The sequence below is a fragment of the Streptomyces piniterrae genome (assembly GCF_005048155.1).
In the GTDB taxonomy this organism is placed as follows: Bacteria; Actinomycetota; Actinomycetes; order Streptomycetales; family Streptomycetaceae; genus Streptomyces; species Streptomyces piniterrae.
In genome coordinates, this window is the sequence record NZ_SUMB01000014.1 from 131,653 (window position 1) to 150,805 (window position 19,153).

At 71.7% G+C, this 19,153-nt stretch carries 16 protein-coding genes; 6 read left to right on the forward strand and 10 right to left on the reverse strand.

Annotation, left to right across the window (positions count from 1 at the left end):
* Positions 1–50: 50 nt before the first annotated feature.
* Positions 51–665, reverse strand: a complete 615-nt coding sequence (locus FCH28_RS32395) for a hypothetical protein (protein ID WP_136743774.1) — start codon at positions 663–665, stop codon at positions 51–53.
* Between the two features lie 261 nt (positions 666–926).
* Here FCH28_RS32395 and FCH28_RS32400 point away from each other — a divergent pair, with 261 nt between their 5' ends.
* Both FCH28_RS32400 and FCH28_RS32405 read left to right on the forward strand, forming a co-directional pair.
* Positions 927–3,746: a penicillin acylase family protein gene (locus tag FCH28_RS32400; protein WP_136743775.1), complete on the forward strand. Its 2,820-nt coding sequence runs from the start codon at positions 927–929 to the stop codon at positions 3,744–3,746.
* A 179-nt stretch (positions 3,747–3,925) separates the two neighbouring features.
* Complete coding sequence (locus FCH28_RS32405; RefSeq protein WP_136743776.1) at positions 3,926–4,945, forward strand: LysR family transcriptional regulator; 1,020 nt, start codon at positions 3,926–3,928, stop codon at positions 4,943–4,945.
* A gap of 63 nt (positions 4,946–5,008) precedes the next feature.
* On the opposite strand, the gene FCH28_RS32410 is transcribed toward FCH28_RS32405, so the two are convergent.
* Entirely contained in the window at positions 5,009–6,253 is a 1,245-nt protein-coding gene (locus FCH28_RS32410; RefSeq protein ID WP_136743777.1) for an MFS transporter, read from the reverse strand.
* A 289-nt stretch (positions 6,254–6,542) separates the two neighbouring features.
* Positions 6,543–7,820, reverse strand: coding sequence for an exo-beta-N-acetylmuramidase NamZ family protein (locus tag FCH28_RS32415; protein WP_136743778.1), 1,278 nt, complete (start codon positions 7,818–7,820; stop codon positions 6,543–6,545).
* Between the two features lie 278 nt (positions 7,821–8,098).
* On the opposite strand from FCH28_RS32415, the gene FCH28_RS32420 reads away from it, so the two are divergent.
* The 3 genes from FCH28_RS32420 to FCH28_RS32430 all read left to right on the forward strand — a co-directional run bounded on the left by FCH28_RS32420 (position 8,099) and on the right by FCH28_RS32430 (position 11,296).
* Positions 8,099–8,869: an SDR family oxidoreductase gene (locus FCH28_RS32420; protein ID WP_187363981.1), complete on the forward strand. Its 771-nt coding sequence runs from the start codon at positions 8,099–8,101 to the stop codon at positions 8,867–8,869.
* A gap of 115 nt (positions 8,870–8,984) precedes the next feature.
* Entirely contained in the window at positions 8,985–10,652 is a 1,668-nt protein-coding gene (locus FCH28_RS32425; protein WP_136743780.1) for an AMP-binding protein, read from the forward strand.
* A 38-nt stretch (positions 10,653–10,690) separates the two neighbouring features.
* Complete coding sequence (locus FCH28_RS32430) at positions 10,691–11,296, forward strand: TetR/AcrR family transcriptional regulator (RefSeq protein ID WP_136743781.1); 606 nt, start codon at positions 10,691–10,693, stop codon at positions 11,294–11,296.
* A gap of 25 nt (positions 11,297–11,321) precedes the next feature.
* On the opposite strand, the gene FCH28_RS32435 is transcribed toward FCH28_RS32430, so the two are convergent.
* The 7 genes from FCH28_RS32435 to FCH28_RS32465 all read right to left on the reverse strand — a co-directional run bounded on the left by FCH28_RS32435 (position 11,322) and on the right by FCH28_RS32465 (position 17,154).
* Positions 11,322–12,548 carry an acyl-CoA dehydrogenase family protein gene (locus FCH28_RS32435; protein WP_136743782.1) on the reverse strand — a complete coding sequence of 409 codons (1,227 nt, stop codon included), beginning with the start codon at positions 12,546–12,548 and terminating at the stop codon, positions 11,322–11,324.
* A gap of 9 nt (positions 12,549–12,557) precedes the next feature.
* Positions 12,558–13,610, reverse strand: a complete 1,053-nt coding sequence (locus FCH28_RS32440; RefSeq protein ID WP_136743783.1) for a phosphotransferase family protein — start codon at positions 13,608–13,610, stop codon at positions 12,558–12,560.
* A 148-nt stretch (positions 13,611–13,758) separates the two neighbouring features.
* Positions 13,759–14,691: an MBL fold metallo-hydrolase gene (locus FCH28_RS32445; RefSeq protein WP_136743784.1), complete on the reverse strand. Its 933-nt coding sequence runs from the start codon at positions 14,689–14,691 to the stop codon at positions 13,759–13,761.
* A gap of 177 nt (positions 14,692–14,868) precedes the next feature.
* Complete coding sequence (locus tag FCH28_RS32450; protein WP_342781680.1) at positions 14,869–15,192, reverse strand: DUF202 domain-containing protein; 324 nt, start codon at positions 15,190–15,192, stop codon at positions 14,869–14,871.
* Positions 15,193–15,234: 42 nt separating this feature from the next.
* On the reverse strand, positions 15,235–15,645 hold the full coding sequence (locus FCH28_RS32455) for a YidH family protein (protein ID WP_136743786.1): 411 nt from the start codon (positions 15,643–15,645) through the stop codon (positions 15,235–15,237).
* Positions 15,642–16,190: an NUDIX hydrolase gene (locus FCH28_RS32460; RefSeq protein ID WP_136743787.1), complete on the reverse strand. Its 549-nt coding sequence runs from the start codon at positions 16,188–16,190 to the stop codon at positions 15,642–15,644. The genes FCH28_RS32455 and FCH28_RS32460 overlap by 4 nt, the downstream gene beginning before the upstream one ends.
* 70 nt (positions 16,191–16,260) lie before the next feature.
* On the reverse strand, positions 16,261–17,154 hold the full coding sequence (locus FCH28_RS32465) for a DMT family transporter (RefSeq protein WP_136743788.1): 894 nt from the start codon (positions 17,152–17,154) through the stop codon (positions 16,261–16,263).
* 211 nt (positions 17,155–17,365) lie between these two features.
* Between FCH28_RS32465 and FCH28_RS32470 the strand changes: the two genes are divergently transcribed.
* Positions 17,366–19,021 (forward strand): FAD-binding dehydrogenase, encoded by a 1,656-nt coding sequence (locus FCH28_RS32470; protein ID WP_136743789.1) that lies wholly within the window; start codon positions 17,366–17,368, stop codon positions 19,019–19,021.
* Positions 19,022–19,153 lie beyond the last annotated feature (132 nt).

Below are 19,153 nucleotides of genomic sequence, written 5' to 3' on the forward strand. Positions count from 1 at the left end.
CGGCCGGCCGTGACGGCGGGTCGGGGATGCGCGGAGCGAACCGCTTCCCCTCAGGCCGCCGCGAAGGCCCCGTTCCCCCGGGCTCCGCCCGCGGCAAGCAGCGCGTCGGGCGTCAGGACGGACGCGGGGGCCAGCACGCCACACTCGCGGCACGCGGGGCCGGAGGCCGGGCAGCCGGACGGCTCCGGGAGCCAGCTGAAGCGGGTGCCGCCGCACACCGGGCAGTCGCGGCGGGGGCGGCCCGACTCCATGGCGGCGATCATGCGGCGGAGCACCACCGCGAGGCGGGCGGCCGGGTGCCGTTGGGGTGACTCGCAGGGCACGATGTCACAGCCGCCCCAGGTGCGCCGGTGCCAGTCGTCGATGGCGCTCGGCTGACGGATGCCGTGGAACTTCTCCCTGCGGCGCCGGGCGGCGAACTCGTCCTCGTACGCCAGCCAGAGGGTGCGGGCCTCCTCCAGTTCGGCGAGCGCGGCGACCAGCCGCTCCGGGTCCGGGTCACGATCGTGTGTCGCGATCCCGACCCGGGTGCACAGATGGTGCCAGGTCGCCCGATGCCCGTACGGAGCGAAGCGCTCCAGGCATTTGCGCAGGGCGGTGCGCCGCTGAGCCGCGACGAGTCGTGGATTGCGGACCTGTTCCGCGAGGGCTCTGAAACCGGCCATTTTCTACCCACCTCCGTGGGGAGGACCCGACTGGACAGGGAAGGGACGTAGCCGATCACCAGCTGGATCCATCGAATTTTCTTGCGGATCCGGGGTGGTGCGGCCGTGTGGTGCGGAGTGCGGCGCCGCCCGGCGCCGTCTGTGGGGAATTCGAAAAGGTGACTGTTGTTCACCTTCCGGTAACAGGTAACCGCCGGTAACGTCCGCTCCACCCTGCTCCAGGCCCTCCAGGAGCAGGGCGGACCCCACCGAGGAGCAGGAATGCGACGACGTACCGGAAGGCTCAGGACCGCCGCCGCGGCAGCCCTGTTCGCCTTGGGTGCCACGGTTCTGGCACCGCCCCCCACCGCGGCCGCGGAATCCTCCGAGGCCACCGACTACTGCCAGGGCCAGTGCGCCGACATCCTGCCGCCGGGCGCAAACGGCAACGCCACCCTGATGGAGATCCTCGGCAACAAACTGTTCGGCACCCACCCCGGGCACTCCACCGACCAACTCGCCCCCTACGGCGCGCTGGCCGGCGGATACCAGTCGCTCACCGACGACACCCTCACCAACTTCTTCAACGACGCCTCGTTCGGGGTCCCCGAGGGCCAGGTCGGCAAGGTGACCTCGCCGCGCGACGACGTGACGATCACCCGGGACGAGAAGACCGGCGTCCCGCACATCAAGGGCACCACCCGCTACGGCACCGAATTCGGCGCCGGCTACGCCGCCGGCCAGGACCGCCTGTGGCTGATGGATCTCTTCCGTCACATCGGACGCGGCGAGCTGACCTCCTTCGCGGGCGGCGCGCCCGCCAACCAGGGCCTGGAGCAGCAGTTCTGGCCGTCGGCCCCGTACACCGAGGCGGATCTTCAGGCCCAGGTCGAGCGCATACGGGACAGCAACGGAGCGCGCGGCAAGCAGGCCATGGCGGACGCCCAGGCGTATGTCGACGGCATCAACGCCTACCGGGAGCAGTCGAAGAACGGCCGCTACTTTCCCGGCGAATACGTCCTCACCGGACATGTCGACGCGATCACCAACGCCGGTGAGATCAAGCCCTTCAAGCTCACCGACCTGATCGCGCTGGCCTCAGTCGTCGGCGGCCTCTTCGGCAACGGCGGCGGGGGAGAGGTCCCGCAGGCCCTCGCCCTGCTCGCCGCCCAGCACAAGTACGGCGTCGAGAAGGGCACCAAGGTCTGGGAGTCCTTCCGGGAGCGCAACGACCCCGAGGCCGCGAAGACCCTGCACAACGGACAGAGCTTCCCGTACGCCGGCAAACCGGCCAGGGCCAAGGGCACCGCGCTGCCCGACCGCGACTCCGTCACCCCGGAACCGCTCGTCTTCGACCGCACCGGCGCCGCCGCCTCCAAGGACGCGACACCACCACGTAACCCGGTCAAGGCCCCGAAGAAGTTCCGGAAACTGGAAGGGCTGTTCAAGGACGGGGTGCTCCCCAAGGGCAGCCTCGACCCGACCCAGCGCCGCGGGATGTCCAACGCCCTGCTCGTCTCCGGCAAACACACCGCCAGCGGCAACCCGGTCGCCGTCTTCGGCCCGCAGACCGGCTACTTCGCGCCACAGCTGCTGATGCTCCAGGAGATCCAGGGACCGGGCATCAGCGCCCGCGGCGCCTCCTTCGCCGGCGTCGGGATGTACGTCCAGCTCGGCCGCGGCCAGGACTACTCCTGGAGCGCCACCTCCGCCGGCCAGGACATCACCGACACCTACGCCGTCGACCTGTGCAACGCGGACGGCTCCCAGCCCACCAAGGACGCCACGTCCTACCGCTACCACGGCCGCTGCACACCCATGGAGAAGCTGGAGCGCACCAACTCCTGGAAGCCCACCATCGCCGACCCCACGGCCGCCGGCTCGTACCGGATGCAGATCTTCCGGACCAAGTACGGGACCGTCACCCACCGCGCCACCATCGACGGCAAACCCGTCGCCTACACCGCGCTGCGCTCCACCTACCGCCACGAAGCCGACTCCATCATCGGCTTCCAGATGCTCAACGACCCCGCGTACGTCCGCGACGCCAAGACCTTCCAGAAGGCCACCCGGCACATCGGCTACGCCTTCAACTGGTTCTACGCCGACTCCCGCGACATCGCCTACTACAACAGCGGCCTCAACCCGGTCCGCAACCCCGACGTCGACCCCGCACTGCCCATCAAGGCCGCCGCGGCCTACGAATGGCAGGGCTACGACCCCACCACCAACACCACCGACTACACCCCGCCCGCCCAGCACCCCCAGTCCGTCAACCAGGACTACTACATCTCCTGGAACAACAAACAGGCCGAGGACTACGACTCGGCCGGCTTCGGCAACGGCTCGGTGCACCGCGGCAATCTGCTGGACGACCGGGTGCGCGCGCTGACCGAGGACGGCGGGGTGACCCGCGCGTCCCTGACCCGGGCGATGGCCGAGGCCGCCGTCACCGACCTGCGCGGCGAGGACGTCCTGCCGGAACTCCTGCGGGTGCTGCGCAGCAAGCCGCTCACCGACCCCGGGCTGCGGACCGCCGTGCAGCAGCTGGAGGCCTGGCGCAAGGACGGCGCACAGCGCCGCGAGACCACCGCCGGCTCGCACACCTACACCCACCCCGACGCGGTACGCCTGATGGACGCCTGGTGGCCGCTGCTCATCGAGGGCGCCTTCAAGCCGGGCCTCGGCGGCGACCTCTACGACGCGCTGCGCGCCAACCTCGCCATCGACGAGTCCCCGTCGGCCGGTCACGGCCCGACCGGGGCGCACGCGGGATCGGCGTTCCAGTACGGCTGGTGGAGCTACGCCGACAAGGACCTGCGCGCGGTGCTCGGCGACAAGGTGGCGGGACCGCTCGCCGCGCGGTACTGCGGCCAGGGCCAACTGGCGGCCTGCCGTGACACCTTGCTCGCCACCCTGAAGCAGGCGACCGGGAAGACGGCCGAGCAGGTCTACCCGGGCGACGACAGCTGCAAGGCCGGCGACCAGTGGTGCGCGGACGCGATCATCCACCGCGCGGTGGGCGGTCTGACGCACGACGCCATCAGCTGGCAGAACCGGCCGACCTACCAGCAGGTGGTGGAATTCCCCGCGCACCGGTAGGGGGAGGAGCCGAAGGAACGACGCAGCAACTACGCAGCCGGCCCCGGGTATTCGCCCGGGGCCGGCGTTCGCGTGCGTGGCGGACCGTGTGACGGTGGCTACCTCGGGGCCGGTTCCGGAGCCGGGTTATGCTGCACAGTCCTGAATTCCCGGGGGAGTTGGAAGGCGAGTAGGCGCGCATGGCCTTGTTGGGTCCGCAGCAGTATCCGTCCGAACTGCTTGACACGACCATGGACCAGTTGCGCACGCTGATCGTGGTGCGGGAGACCGGTACCGCGCTCGGCGCCGCCCGCAGGCTGGGCCGCGAACAGTCCAGCGTGCAGAAGCAACTGGACACCATGAACCGCACCTTTGCCGCGCTGTGCGGCGAGGAACTGGTCCTCAAGCAGGGGCGCGGGAGAGACGCCCTGTTCACCGCCACCGGCGAGGCGATGGTCGATCTGGCGCGGCGCACGCTCGGAGAATGGTCGGACGGCGTGCACGACGCCCGCCGCCGGCTGGGCCGAACGCTGTCCGTCGGCACCACCCGCTACACGCTCGGCTTCCTCCTGGACGCGGTGGAACGCGTCAGCGAGGACTACGAACGCGACGACGTCGACCTGAAGGTCACCCACGTCCGCACCGGCGACCTCTTCACCAAGCTGCGCTCCAAGGAACTCGATCTGGTCTGCGGCAGCGTGGTGGTCACCGAGGGCGAGGAGGCGGAGCTGCTGGCGCCGTACGAGGTCATGGAATGGCGGCGCAGCGGGCTGTCCCTGCTGACGAACCTGCCGCAGGACCGGCTGCCCGGCACCTCCTTCCGGGCCCGTGACCTGCCCCGGCTGCCCCTGGTCGTCTCGGGCGGTGTGATCGGCCGGGTGCTCAAGGCGTGGTACGGGCCCGAATACCGCCAGAAGCTGTCCATCGCCGCGGAGATAGAGGCCGCGCACTACGGCTTCGAGCTGCTGCGCTCCGGTGTGGTGAGCGGCGCGATGCTGGTCACCCGGGGCATCGGGGAGGCGGCGGCGGACGGCCGCCTCCCGGAGGCCGGCGGGCTGCGGACCCTGGACATCGTCGGGGACGTGGGGCCCACGACCGAGGTGCTGGTCGGGGTGTTCACCCGCCGCGGCGAGCGGGACTCCTACGGCGCGGGCCATCCCCTCAACCTCCTGTGGGAGGCGCTGACCGCGGAGAGCGAGCGGTGGTGGCTCAGGCCGTGACCGGGTGACACGTTCCGGTTGACGGGGGATTCAGCGACACCGAGCGGTCAAACCCCGCTCGCCTCACACCAGTTCGCGCTCCCGTGTCTCGGGCAGTGCCAGCACACACAGCAGCGAGACGACCGCCATGGCGCTGACGTACCAACCCACGGAGGCGGACCCGAAGCCCGACTGCAACCGGGTGGCGACCAGCGGGGCCACCGCGCCGCCCAGCACACCGCCCAGGTTGTAGGCGAGCGACGCACCCGAGTAGCGCACCGCCGTGCCGAACAGCTCCGGCAGATAGGCGCCCATCGGGCCGTACACCACACCCATGCAGAACAGCGCGCCGCCGAGGCCCACGGCGATCAGCACCGGCTGTCGGGTGTCCAGCAGCGGGAAGAGCACCAGTCCCCAGACGGCCGCGAGGCCGCACCCGGTGAGGACCAGCCTGCGGCGGCCGGAGCCGTCGGAGCGGGTGGCGGCGAGCCAGGTGCCGGCTGCCAGGAAGAGGCAGGCGACCAGGGAGAGGCCCAGCATCGTGCTGCGGGGGACACCGAGGGGGCCGGTGACGTAGGAGAGGCAGTAGGTCGTCGCGGTGTAGAAGAGGCCGTACGCGACGATCATGCCGCCCGCGCCCAGGAGCAGTTCGCGCGGATGCCGGCGGAAGACGTCGACGGCGGGGACCCTGCTGGCCTCCCGCGCCTTCATCGCCTTCGCGAAGACCGGCGTTTCGCTGATCTTCAACCGGACGAACAGGCCCACCCCGACCAGCAGGAACGACAACAGGAACGGCACCCGCCAGCCCCAGGAGCGGAACGCCGCGTCGTCGAGCCCGGCGGACAGCAGCCAGAACACTCCAGTCGCCGCCAAGAAGCCGACGGAAGGGCCGAGTTGAGGGAATGCGGCATACAGCCCGCGGCGTTTCCTGGGCGCGTGCTCGACCGCGAGCAGCGCCGCCCCGCCCCACTCCCCGCCCAGCCCGATGCCCTGCAGAAAGCGCAGGGCGATCAGCAGCAGCGGCGCCCAGATGCCCCACGTCCCGTAACCCGGCAGCAGTCCGACGAGCGCCGTGGAAAGCCCCATCAGCAACAGCGAGGCGACCAGCACCGACTTGCGGCCCACCCGGTCGCCGAAGTGGCCGAATATCACCGAGCCGAGGGGCCGCGCGGCGAACGCCACCGCATAGGTGGAGAAGGCCGCGAGGGTGGCGTTGACCGGCGCGAGCGTCGGGAAGAACGCCTGGTTGAGAACGAGCGCGGCGGCCGTCCCGTAGATGTAGAAGTCGTAGAACTCGATGGCCGTCCCGATGAACGAGGCCACGGCCACGCGCCGGAGACTCTCGGTGCTCCCGGCGCTCCGGGCGGGCGCCGCAACGGCCCCGCCTGATGTGGTGTCACTTTCCTTACTCTGCACGGGCCGCACTCTCACGCCGGGTACAGCCGGCAGTCAACAGACACAATGGCCGGTATCGGGTGGCGGCCAGGGGAATACCGCCCGCCTTCCCTGCGTTGTGGACCCGCAGGGGGCCTTCGCGTCCCCTAGGGGATCTGTTCGAAGACCCCCTAGGGGTAGCTCAAGGCACAGCTTCCCCCCACCAGTTCCCCTACGCGGCCCCCTACCGGTACCGCAGATACCTCTCCCGCACCGCACGGAACCGCTCCAGGTCCTCCTCCCAGGCGGCCACCACCTCATCCGTCCCCGCGCCCGCGTCGATCATCTTCCGTACCCTCGGCGAGCCGGTCAGCCGGTCGATGCCGTGGTCGGGGCGCCAGGCGAAGCCGTCCCAGATCCGCTTCGCGGTCACCAGCAGCCCGATGCCGGTGCGTACCGGGTCGAACGCCTCGCGGTCGTGGACGTGCAGCTGGACGCCGCCGATCGTCTTGCCCTGGAACTTGGAGAACGTCGGGGCGAAGTACGCCTCCCTGAAGTGCACACCGGGCAGGCCGAGGCCGCCGGCGGCCTCCGCCCACCGCCGGTCGATGCCGTCCGCGCCCAGCAGCTCGAACGGCCGGGTGGTGCCGCGCCCCTCGGAGAGGTTGGTGCCCTCGAACAGGCAGGTGCCGGAGTAGACCAGCGCGGTGTCCGCGGTGGGCATGTTGGGGCTCGGCGGCACCCACGGCAGGCCCGTCGCGTCGAAGAAGTCGGCCCGCCGCCACCCGGTCATCCGGACGGTCTCCAGCCGCACCGGCCGCCCGGCCGACTTCGGTACGAACTCGCCGTTGAACAGCAGCGCCAGCTCCACCACCGTCATCCCGTGCGCCTGCGAGATCGGCTCCCGGCCGACGAACGAGGCATACGCCTTGTCCAGCACCGGACCGGTGGCCGAGCGGCCGGTGACCGGATTCGGGCGGTCCAGGACGACAAAGCGCTTGCCCGCCAGTACGGCGGCCACCATGCAGTCGTACAGCGTCCAGATGTAGGTGTAGAAGCGCGCGCCGACGTCCTGGATGTCGAAGACGATCGTGTCGACACCGGAGGCCCGGAAGATGTCGGCGAGTTCCTTGCCGCTCTTGTTGTACGTGTCGTACACCGGCAGCCCGGTGGCCGGATCGTCGTAGCGGCCCTCGGAGCCGCCCGCCTGTGCGGTGCCCCGGAAGCCGTGCTCGGGCCCGAAGACGGCGGTCAGCCGCACCCGGTCGTCGGCGTGCATCACATCGACGATGTGCTCCACCCCGGGGGTGACGCCGGTGGGATTGGTGACGATGCCGACCCGGCGGCCGTCCAGGAGCCGGTAGCCGTCGGCGGCCAGCAGATCGAAGCCGGTACGCACCTTACGGGCGCCACCGTGCGGCGGCCGCGTGGCGTGGGCGGGTCCGGCGGCCGCGGTGACCGCGGCTCCGGCCGCTCCGGTCGCCGCCAGGTGTCCCAGAAGAACGCGTCTCGACAGGGCCATGCGCACACCTCCGTGGATCGGGGTAGTGACGGACGTTCGGCCGACGCTGATCGATCGACGCCCGACGACCGACGTTCAGCGATCGACGAGCGTCTCGATGCGGCGATTCCGTGTCGTGCGCACGCTAACGCGGCCGATGTCATTACGGAACGCACCTCGCCCGTGACCGTCCGATGACCGATACCGGCGCTTCCGCCGGGACGCGCTCTTCCGCTGGGACATACCGACTGGTTAGTCTGCTCGTCAGTCGTGTCGACGCTACCGAGGGAGAAACCAGCGTGGAAGCCGTACGGGACAAGGCCGTCGTCGTGACCGGGGCGGGCGGGGGCATCGGTGCGGCACTGGCCCGCCGGTTCGCCGCCGAAGGCGCCCGGGTCGTGGTCAACGACCTGGACGAGGCCAAGGCGAAGCAGACGGCCGCCGAGATCGGCGCCCAGGTGGTGCCCGGCGACGCCTCCGCCATCGTCCCGGCCGCCCGCGACGCGCTCGGCGGCGCCATCGACATCTTCTGTGCCAACGCCGGCGTCGGCACCGGCGGCGGACCCGATGCCCCCGAGGACGACTGGGCGCTGGCCTGGGACGTCAACGTCATGGCGCATGTACGGGCCACCCGCGAGCTGGTGCCGGAGTGGCTGGCGCGCGGCAGCGGGCGCTTCATCTCCACCGTCTCCGCCGCGGGGCTGCTCACCATGGTCGGCTCCGCCCCGTACAGCGTCACCAAGCACGGCGCCTACGCCTTCGCCGAATGGCTCTCGGCGACCTACCGCCACCGGGGCGTCGAGGTGCACGCCATCTGCCCCCAGGGCGTACGCACCGACATGCTGGCCGCCACCGGGGCCGCCGGTGACCTGGTCCTGACCCCGGGCGCCATCGAGCCGGACGCCGTCGCCGACGCGCTGTTCACCGCGATGGAGGAGGGCCGCTTCCTGGTCCTGCCGCACCCGGAGGTGGCCGGCTACTACACCGCACGGGCCGCCGACCCCGACCGCTGGCTGGGCAGCATGAACCACCTCCAGCAGAAGCTGGAGCAGGCCGAGGGCCGGGCGTAGGAGGCTCCGCGCAGGGCGGTGGCGGCCCGGCAGTGCCCGGACCGCCACCCCCACGGCACCCCAGGTGTTCCGCACAGGGATGATCAGGCGATCAGGAAGAAAGGGCCGCACCCCGATGACCTCCTACCAGGACAAGCCGTGGCTGGCGCAGCTCAACGACGCCCAGCGCGCCCCGGTCCAGCCGCCCCCGTCGACACTGCACGCCTTCCGGGCCGCGGTCCGCGGCGCCCCCGACCGCACGGCGCTCGCCTATTTCGACGGCCGGCTGTCCTACGCCGAGACCGACGCGCTCTCCGACGGCATCGCCGCCCACCTCGCCGGCCGCGGATTCCGGCCCGGCGACCGGGCCGCGGTCATGCTCCAGAACACCCCGCACTTCGTGCTGGCGCTGCTCGGCGTCTGGAAGGCGGGTGGCGTGGCGGTGCCCGTCAACCCGATGTACAAGTCCGGTGAGCTGCGGCACATCCTGGACGACGCCGAGGCCACCGCCGTCATCTGCGCCGACCACACCTGGGACGGCTGGCTGCGCGCCACCGCCGCCGCGACGCCTTCCGTGCGGATCGCGCTCACCACCTCGGAATGGGAGTTGCAGACGCGCGACGACGCGCGGGTGCTGCGCGGCGAGCGCCCGTCTCCGGGCTCTCGCGACGGCGCCGACGACCTGCTGACCGTGGCCCGTACGGCCGGGAAGCCACGCGGCGTGCCGGACGAGCCGGAGCCGACCGCCGACGACGTCGCGCTGATCAGCTACACCTCGGGCACCAGCGGCACCCCGAAGGGCGCCACCAACACCCACGGCAACGTCATCTACAACGCCGAACGCCAGCGCATCGGCCACGCCCTGCCCGAAGGCGCCACTTACTTCGCGCTCGCCCCGCTCTTCCACATCACCGGCATGGTCTGCGAACTGGCCACCTGCCTCGCCAACGCCGGCACCCTCGTCCTCGCCTACCGCTTTGAGGCGGGCGTCGTCCTGGACGCCTTCCTGGAGCACCGGCCCGCCTACACGGTCGGCCCCTCCACCGCGTACATGGCGCTGATGGCTCACCCCGACGTCACTCGTGACCACTTCGCGTCGTTCGCCCTGATGTCCTCCGGCGGCGCGCCGGTGCCGCCCGCCCTCATCGAGAAGTTCCGCACCGGCCTCGGCCCGTACCTGCACAACGGTTACGGCCTGACCGAGTGCACCGCCCCCTGCGCCAGCGTCCCGCCCGGCCGGGAGGCGCCGGTCGACAAGGCCTCCGGGACGCTCGCCGTCGGTGTGCCGGGGCCCGACAGCGTCGTGCGGATCATCGACGAGAACGGCCGGGACCTGCCGTTCGGCGAACCGGGTGAGATAGCGGTCAGCGGACCGCATGTCGTCCCCGGCTACTGGCGGCGCCCCGACGCCACCGCGGAGGGCTTCCCGGGCGGCGAACTGCGCACCGGCGACATCGGCTTCATGGACCCCGACGGCTGGCTGTATGTCGTCGACCGCAAGAAGGACATGATCAACGCGTCCGGATTCAAGGTGTGGCCGCGCGAGGTCGAGGACGTCCTGCACACCCACCCGGCGGTGCGCGAGGCGGCCGTCGTCGGCGTGCCGGACGCCTACCGCGGCGAGTCGGTCAAGGCGTATGTGAGCCTGCGTGCGGGTGCACCGGCGGACCCCGCGGAGCTGGCCGCCTACTGCAAGGAACGGCTCGCGGCGTACAAATATCCCCGGGTGGTGGAGATCCTGCCCGAGCTTCCGAAGACGACGAGTGGCAAGATCCTCCGACGGGAGCTGCGCCACCGCGCATGAACCCGCAGGCGCGTACGCACGAAGGACAGGTGAGGGCGATGGCCGGCACGACGGAAGGCAACGGCAACGGGAGCGCGAAGCCCGTGGCACAGCGACTGCTGGCCACCGCCACCCGGCTCTTCGCGGAGCAGGGCTACGACCGCACGTCGGTCCAGGAGATCGTCGACGCGGCGGGCGTCACCAAGGGCGCCCTCTACCACTACTTCGGCTCCAAGGACGATCTGCTGCACGAGGTCTACGGCCGGGTGCTGCGGCTCCAGCAGGAGCGGCTGGACCACTTCGCGGACGCCGACGCGCCGGTCGAGCGGCGGCTGCGGGACGCCGCGGCCGACGTCGTCGTCACCACCATCGAGAACCTCGACGACACCAAGATCTTCTTCCGCTCGATGCACCATCTGAGCCCCGAGAAGGACAAGCAGGTACGGGCCGAACGGCGGCGCTACCACGAGCGGTTCCGGGCGCTGATCGAGGAGGGCCAGCACACCGGGGTCTTCGCCGCCGACATCCCGGCCGACCTCGTCGTGGACTACCACTTCGGCTCGGTGCACCACCTCGGCACGTGGTACCGCGAGAACGGGCCGCTCAGCCCGCAGCAGGTGGCCGACCACCTGGCCGACCTCCTGCTGCGCGCGCTGCGCCCGTAACGCCCTCGCTGCGTCCGTAACGCCGTTACAGATACTTCTTGATCTCCCGGCGCGCCAGCGACCGCTGGTGCACCTCGTCCGGGCCGTCCGCCAGACGCAGCGTCCGCGCGCCCGCCCACAGTTCCGCCAGCGGGAAGTCCTGGCTGACCCCGGCCGCGCCGTACAGCTGCACCGCCTGGTCGAGGATGTCCACGACCGTGCGCGGCGTGGCGATCTTGATGGCCTGGATCTCGGTGTGCGCGCCCTTGTTGCCGACGGTGTCCATCAACCAGGCGGTCTTCAGCACCAGCAGCCGCAGCTGCTCCACCGCCACCCGCGCGTCCGCGATCCACCCGTGGACCACGCCCTGCTGGGCCAGCGGCTTGCCGAAGGCCGTACGGCTCACCGCGCGCCGGCACATCAGCTCGATGGCGCGCTCGGCCATGCCGATCAGCCGCATGCAGTGGTGGATCCGGCCGGGGCCGAGCCGGGCCTGGGCGATGGCGAAGCCGCTGCCCTCCTCGCCGATCAGGTTCGACGCCGGCACCCGGACATTGTCGAAGATCACCTCGGCGTGGCCGCCGTGGGAGTGGTCCTCGTAGCCGTAGACCTGCATCGCGCGCTTGACCACCAGCCCGGGGGCGTCGCGCGGGACGAGGATCATCGACTGCTGGCGGCGGATGTCCGCGCCCTCAGGGCCATCGGCAGTGGCAGTCTTGCCCATCACGATGAAGATCTCGCAGAGCGGGTTCATCGCCCCCGAGATGTACCACTTGCGGCCGTTGATGACGTAGGAGTCGCCATCCCGCTCGATCCGGGTCTCGATGTTGGTGGCGTCCGACGACGCCACCTCGGGCTCGGTCATCGCGAACGCCGACCGGATCTCGCCCGCCAGCAGCGGCTCCAGCCACCGCTTCTTCTGCTCGTCGTCGCCGAACTGCGTCAGCACCTCCATGTTGCCGGTGTCCGGGGCGGCGCAGTTCAGCGCGGTGGGGGCCAGATGCGGGCTGCGCCCGGTGATCTCCGCCAGCGGCGCGTACTGAAGGTTGGTCAGCCCGGCACCGTACTCCTCGTCGGGCAGGAACAGGTTCCACAGGCCCTGCCGCCGCGCCTCGGCCTTCAGGTCCTCGACGATCGCGGGGGTGTCCCACGGCGAGGCGAGCGCGGCCCGCTGCTCGTGGGCGGTCTCCTCCGCCGGGTACACATGCTCGTCCATGAACGTCAGGAGCTTCTCGCGGAGCTCCTCCGTACGGGCGTCGAATGCGAAGTCCATGCGGGTGCCTCAGCCTTCCTTGAGGGTGGTGAGTCCGTGGTCGATGAATACGGGCACCAGCTCGCCGATCCGGTCGAAGCCGGCGCCGACGGTCTGGCCGAGGGTGAAGCGGTAGTGGATGCCCTCGAGGATCACGGCGAGCTTGAACCAGGCGAAGGCCGTGTACCAGGCGATGGCCGAGGTGTCACGGCCGGAGCGGGCGGCATAGCGCTCGATCAGCTCGGCGGGGGAGGGGTGGCCGGCGGCGCCGCTGGTGGTGCTGACCGGCGACTCGGTCAGGCCCAGGTCCGAGCTGTACATCACCAGCAGCCCGAGGTCGGTCAGCGGATCGCCGAGGGTGGACATCTCCCAGTCCAGTACGGCGTTGATGGTGTCGTCCGAGCCGACCAGGACGTTGTCCAGGCGGTAGTCGCCGTGCACGACGGTCGGCGCGGGCGAGGCGGGCAGCGCCCGGCCCAGGGCCTCGTGCAGTTCGTCGATCCCCGGCAGGTCGCGGTTCTTCGAGGCGCTCAGCTGCTTTCCCCAGCGGCGCAGCTGGCGCTCCAGGAAGCCGTCCGGGCGGCCGAAGTCGCCGAGCCCCACCGCCTCCGGGTCCACCGCGTGCAGCTCCACGAGCGTGTCGACCAGGGAGAGCACCACGGCACGGGTGCGCTCCGGGCCGAGCGGCGCGAGCTGCCCCGCCGTCCGGTACGGGGTGCCCTCGACCAGCTCCATCACGTAGAAGGGCGCGCCGATGACCGACTCGTCCTCGCAGAGCAGCAGCGCCTCGGGCACCGGCACCGGCGTCTCGTGCAGCGCGCTGATCACCCGGTGTTCGCGCCGCATGTCGTGCGCGGTGGCCAGGACGTGGCCGAGCGGCGGCCGGCGGACGACCCAGGAGGCCCTGCCGTCGGTGACGCGGTAGGTGAGATTGGACCGCCCGCCCTCGATCAGCCGGGCGCGCAGCGGCCCGCCGGTCAGGCCCGGTCGCTCCCGGTCCAGATGGGCGCGCAATCGCTCCAGGTCCAGGCCGGGGGGTGCCTCCCGGTCCGCCGGCTGCGGGGGAGGGGTGCCCTTGCTCATCGTGCTCCTCCGTACGGAGTGGACGGTTCATCGTTGGTCGCAGCACGATCATGCCGACTAGTCGGTATGGAGTCCAGTGCCGGGGCGTGGGGCGTGGGTCACGCGACGGTTTCCGGCCGTGCCGGGCGCCCTGCGCCGGGGCGTCCGGTCATGCGTGGCAGGCCATCGGGACCCCGCCGTTCATCACCGTCATATCGCCGAATCCGGCCACCGCGTCGAGCGGGGAGCCCGGCTCCGCGCCCGCCAGCTCCGCGTACGCGCGATGCAGATTCGCGACCAGCCGCTCGCTTTCGGCCAGCGCCGCGAACGGGCTCCCGCTGAGATTCGCCTCCCTGGCAACCTCCAGCGGCGTACGGCCGGCCGCCCGGCCCTCCCGCGCCAGCCCGTCGACGAACCGCAGATAGCGCTCGACGCCGTCGTACACCTCGGGGCCCGCCACCGGCCCGTGCCCGGGGACGACCGTGACCGCGTCCAGTGCGCGCAGCAGCTCCAGGGCGCGCAGCGAACCGGTCAGCGAGCCCATGAAGACGAACGGGGTGCCGCCGTGGAAGACCAGGTCCCCGGTGAAGACGACGCGCTGCCGGGGCAGCCAGACGATGGTGTCGCCGGGGGTGTGCGCGACGCCGGGGTGGATCAGGTGCACCTCGATGTCGCCGATGTGCAGCGTCAGGCGGTCCGTGTAGGTGACGGTCGGCGCGGTGAGGCGGATGTCGCCGTACTCCACCTGCGGCCACATCGCGTGCAACTGGTGCCCGGCGGTGAGCAGTTCACGGCGGCAGGCGGTGTGCCCGATGATCGTCGCCTCGGGGGCGAAGACGCTGTTGCCGTAGGTGTGGTCGCCGTGGTGGTGGGTGTTGACCAGCGTGCGGGGCGTCGGCGCGCCGCTCTCCGCGATCCGGTCGCGCAGCAGACGCGCCCGGCGCTCGGTGGCGGCGGTGTCGACCACGAGAGTGGTGTCCCCGTCGGTGACGAACCCCGCGTTGTTCAGGCACCAGCCGCCGTCCGGCTGGATGAACGCATGGACGCCGGCGGCCAGTTGGGTGAGATACGGCTCGGACACGGCCGGCTCGGTGCTGGTCATACGTGTGGTCTCCTCGGGTGATGGCCGGTCACGCCCCGTCGCCGGAATGCGGGTTGAGCCGCTCCCGGCGCCAAGAGGGTCGCGTCACGGTACCCCCGGCGCCGGCTCGCACGGGCCCGGGGAAGCGGGGCTTGTTCTCCGGGGGGCGGGGCTTGTTCGCCGGGCCGCCCGCCGCGCTCACAGCGCCGCGACCGCCCCGCCGACCGCCGCGCCGACCGCCGCCAGCGCGACGGTGCAGCCGACCAGTACCCACGCCGGCCCGTGCGGCAGGTCCGGCGGGCGGCCGGTGGCCAACGACCGCACCCTGCGGTCCGCGACCGCCAGGAAGACGATCCACACCAGCCCCGTCAGCGCCGCCAGCGACACCACCACGGGGACCGGGGCGCCGCTCCGCAGCAGCGCCCGGCCGCCCAGCACCACGACGGCCGCGCAGGTCAGCGTCGTACGCCGCCAGGCCAGCCGGGTCCGCTCCGGCTGCAGCCCGGGGTCCCGGTCGGGCACCGGAAGCCGAGGCGGCGGCCCCTGCGGCTGCCCGCCCATCCGCTAGCCCGCCCAGCCCAGCAGGACCACCACGACCACCGCCGCCGCCAGCGCACCGACGGCCAGCGCCAGGGCCGACGGGAAACGGGAGACCGGCAGGTCCTCGCCTCGCCGCATCGCACGCTCGCAGCGCATCCAGTGGTTGACCGCCCGCAGCGCACACGCCGCACCGCCCACCAGCAGCACGACGGTGAACGTCAGCCGCACCCCCTCGTGCAGCCGGGGCAGGAACTGGTCCACCGCGAAACCGCCGCCCACCAGCGCCAGGCCGGTGCGCAGCCAGGCGAGGAAGGTGCGCTCGTTGGCGAGCGAGAAGCGGTAGTCGGGGGTCGTGCCCTCCTCGCGGATCCGCGCGGGCGAGAACCACAGCCGCACACCCGCGCCGATCGACCGCGGTCCGCCGGCGCGGATCACGGCCGGGACCCCGGGGCGTCGCCCGCCGCCCGCCGCGCGACCAGCTCCCGGTAGGCGGCCAGCCCGTCCGGCGTCCACGGCCACTCGTCCAACCGGCGGGTCAGCTCCTCCTCGGTCAGGAACGCGTGCCAGTCGATCTCCGACTCCTGCGGGGCGACCGGCCGGGTCCAGCGCACCTCGTAGACCGCGGACCACCAGGTGTGCTCCGGCGTCTCGTAGAGGAACTTGAACAGCGGCTCCGGTCGCGCCAGCCCGGTGACGCCGAGCTCCTCCTCGGCCTCCCGCAGCGCCGCCTCGTCATAGCTCTCGCCGGCGCCGACCACCCCGCCGACGAACATGTCGTAGTGCGCGGGGAACACCAGCTTCCGCGGTGTGCGGCGGTGTACGAAGATCCGGTCCTCGGCGTCCCTGACCAGGATGAAGGCGCAGCGGGTGCGCAGCCTGCGGGCGTAGCTCTCAGCGCGCGGGGCCTGCCCCAAGACCTCGTCGTTCTCGTCGACGACATCCAGGAGCTCGTCCGCGTTGAGCGGTTGCTGATCGGTCATGGGGCCATGCAACCACCAGCCGCCGGGACCGCACCGCCCGGTGCCGGCCAGGGCTCTCCGCACAGCGCACCTAGTGCGGCTGCAACTCCCGCACGTTCTCCGCCCGGCCGGCCCCCGGCGGCATCGCCGGATGGCTGCCGATCAGCACGATGCCCGTGATGACGGCCGCGATCCCGGCCGCCTCCCAGGCCAGCGCCGCCGTCGTCACCACCAGTTGGTCACCGAGGAAGCCCACCCCGCAGGCGATACCGGCCAGCGGCTGGGCGGCGGTCAGCGCCGGCAGCGACATCCGCAGCGGCGCCGACTCGAACGCGCTCTGGACCATCACCAGCGCCAGCACACCGAGCACGATGATCGCGTACAGCTGCCAGCCCGTGAGCAGGGCCACCCAGCCGCCGTTCGACAGACGGTCCCCGCTGATCCGTGTCAGCGCGTCCTGCACGCCGTACAGCAGTCCGGCTGCGACGCCCAGCAGCGCCGCCTCCAGGCTGATGTGCACCCGCTCCCGTTTGGCGACGGCCGCCAGCAGCAGGGCGGTGCCCAGCACCACTCCCATGATCAGCCACTGTGTCGGCTGGCCTACGTCGCTGTCGCCGCCGTGCGGCTGGCCGGCCACGATGAACGCGGTCACGCCGCCCGCCAGCAGCCACAGTCCGGCCCAGCCGGTCCGGCCGAGGCGCTGCTTGGTCAGCCACCGCGACAGCGCCATGGCGAACAGCAGATTCGTCGCCAGCAGTGGCTCCACCAGAGTGATGTCGCCCTTGCCGAGCGCTATCGCGCCGAGCGCCATACCGACCACCATCAGGCCGATGCCGGCCACCCAGCGCGGCATCCGTACCAGGTCGAGCAGCAGCCGCAGGGAGAGGTAGTCCTGCTTGGGCGCGTGCTGGGCGGCGGCCTGCTGAAGCACGAATCCGAGTCCCAGACAGCAGGCCGCGCCAAGGGCGAGCAGAATCACCGTCACGTCGCACACCTCGTTCAGGCGGGGCGGGGATGCGCTCGAGGATAGCCATCCGGCGGCGGCCGTGTGGTGGCCCTCGTCACCACCCCATTCTCCCGCGCACCCGTCGGTACCACCCGGTAACAACCGGTTGACGCCCGCCGTTCGTGCGCTGAGGATCGTTTCCACCACGACGGCCAGGGCGTCCGGCGTGCCCCGGTGAGGAGAGCGGAAGATGGCGTACGACGCTGATGTGATCGTGATCGGAGCGGGCCTGGCGGGGCTGGCGGCCACCGCGGAGCTGGTGGACGCCGGACGCAAGGTGATCCTGCTGGACCAGGAGCCCGAGCAGTCCCTCGGCGGCCAGGCCCACTGGTCCTTCGGCGGCCTCTTCCTCGTCGACTCGCCCGAACAGCGCCGGCTGCGGATCCGCGACAGCCACGACCTGGCCTGGCAGGACTGGCTGGGCACGGCCGGCTTCGACCGCCCCGAGGACCACTGGCCGCGCAAGTGGGCCGAGGCGTACGTCGACTTCGCGGCCGGCGAGAAACGCTCCTGGCTGCACCGGCAGGGCATCCGGATCTTCCCCGTCGTCGGCTGGGCCGAGCGCGGCGGCTACGACGCGACCGGGCACGGCAACTCCGTCCCCCGCTTCCACATCACCTGGGGCACCGGGCCGGGCCTGGTCGCGCCGTTCGAGCGCCGGGTGCGGGCCGGTGCGGCCCGCGGCCTGGTGGACCTGCGCTTCCGGCACCGGGTCACCGGGCTCGCGCGCAGCGCGGGTGCCGTGGACACGGTCAGCGGCGAGATCCTCGCAGCGGACGACATGGAGCGCGGCCGGCCCAGCAACCGAGAGGTGACCGGCGCGTTCGAGCTCACCGCCCAGGCGGTGATCGTCACCTCCGGCGGCATCGGCGGCAACCACGACCTGGTGCGCGCCAACTGGCCGGAGCGGCTGGGCACGCCTCCGCGGCGGATGCTCTCCGGGGTGCCGGCGCACGTCGACGGCAAGATGCTGGGCATCGCCGAGGCGGCCGGCGGCCGGATCATCAACCGCGACCGGATGTGGCACTACACCGAGGGCATCGACAACTGGAACCCCATCTGGCCGATGCACGGCATCCGGATCCTGTCCGGCCCGTCCCCGCTGTGGCTGGACGCGCGCGGCAAGCGGCTGCCGGTACCGCTGTTCCCCGGCTTCGACACCCTCGGCACGCTCGAGCACATCATGAGAACCGGCCACGACCACACCTGGTTCGTGCTCACCCAGAAGATCATCGAGAAGGAGTTCACCCTCTCCGGCTCCGAGCAGAACCCGGACCTGACCGGCAAGAGCATCCGCGACGTGCTGGGCCGCGCCAGGGCCGGCGCACCGGGCCCGGTGCGGGCGTTCATGGACCACGGCGCGGACTTCATCGTCGAGCGCTCCCTGACCGACCTGGCGCGCAGGATGAACGAGCTGACCGAGGAGCCGCTGATCGACGAGGCCGCGCTGCGCCGCGAGATCGTCGCCCGGGACCGGGAGATCGCCAACTCCTTCACCAAGGACCTCCAGGTGACGGCGATGCGCGGGGCCCGCAAATACGTCGGCGACCGGCTCATCCGCACCGCCGCGCCGCACCGGCTGCTGGACCCCAAGGCCGGCCCGCTGATCGCCGTACGGCTGAACATCCTGACCCGCAAGACGCTCGGCGGGCTGGAGACCGACCTGTCGTCGCGGGTGCTGACCGAGGGCGGCGAGCCCCTGCCGGGGGTGTACGCGGCGGGCGAGGTCGCGGGCTTCGGTGGCGGCGGGGTACACGGCTACCGTTCGCTGGAGGGAACGTTCCTCGGCGGCTGTCTCTTCTCGGGCCGCACGGCGGGCCGGGCGGCGGCGAAGGCGGTGTCCTGAGGGGCGGTGTCCCGAGGGGCCGGGGCCGGACCTCGGTGCCGGCCCCGTAAAACCCCGCCCCCACAAGGCGAGTTGGTGAATTCGGCCATTCCGATTGCAACCTTGACGCGGAGCACTGCCTACCGCTTTGCT

What these genes read in the sequence shown, in the direction of transcription:
- FCH28_RS32405 (WP_136743776.1), top strand. Translation starts at nt 3,926, where the DNA reads ATGGCCTTGTTGGGTCCGCAGCAGTATCCGTCCGAACTGCTTGACACG.
- FCH28_RS32470 (WP_136743789.1), top strand. Translation starts at nt 17,366, where the DNA reads ATGGCGTACGACGCTGATGTGATCGTGATCGGAGCGGGCCTGGCGGGG.
- FCH28_RS32460 (WP_136743787.1), bottom strand. Translation starts at nt 16,190, where the DNA reads ATGACCGATCAGCAACCGCTCAACGCGGACGAGCTCCTGGATGTCGTC.
- FCH28_RS32430 (WP_136743781.1), top strand. Translation starts at nt 10,691, where the DNA reads ATGGCCGGCACGACGGAAGGCAACGGCAACGGGAGCGCGAAGCCCGTG.
- FCH28_RS32440 (WP_136743783.1), bottom strand. Translation starts at nt 13,610, where the DNA reads ATGAGCAAGGGCACCCCTCCCCCGCAGCCGGCGGACCGGGAGGCACCC.
- FCH28_RS32425 (WP_136743780.1), top strand. Translation starts at nt 8,985, where the DNA reads ATGACCTCCTACCAGGACAAGCCGTGGCTGGCGCAGCTCAACGACGCC.
- FCH28_RS32395 (WP_136743774.1), bottom strand. Translation starts at nt 665, where the DNA reads ATGGCCGGTTTCAGAGCCCTCGCGGAACAGGTCCGCAATCCACGACTC.
- FCH28_RS32400 (WP_136743775.1), top strand. Translation starts at nt 927, where the DNA reads ATGCGACGACGTACCGGAAGGCTCAGGACCGCCGCCGCGGCAGCCCTG.
- FCH28_RS32435 (WP_136743782.1), bottom strand. Translation starts at nt 12,548, where the DNA reads ATGGACTTCGCATTCGACGCCCGTACGGAGGAGCTCCGCGAGAAGCTC.
- FCH28_RS32445 (WP_136743784.1), bottom strand. Translation starts at nt 14,691, where the DNA reads ATGACCAGCACCGAGCCGGCCGTGTCCGAGCCGTATCTCACCCAACTG.
- FCH28_RS32415 (WP_136743778.1), bottom strand. Translation starts at nt 7,820, where the DNA reads ATGGCCCTGTCGAGACGCGTTCTTCTGGGACACCTGGCGGCGACCGGA.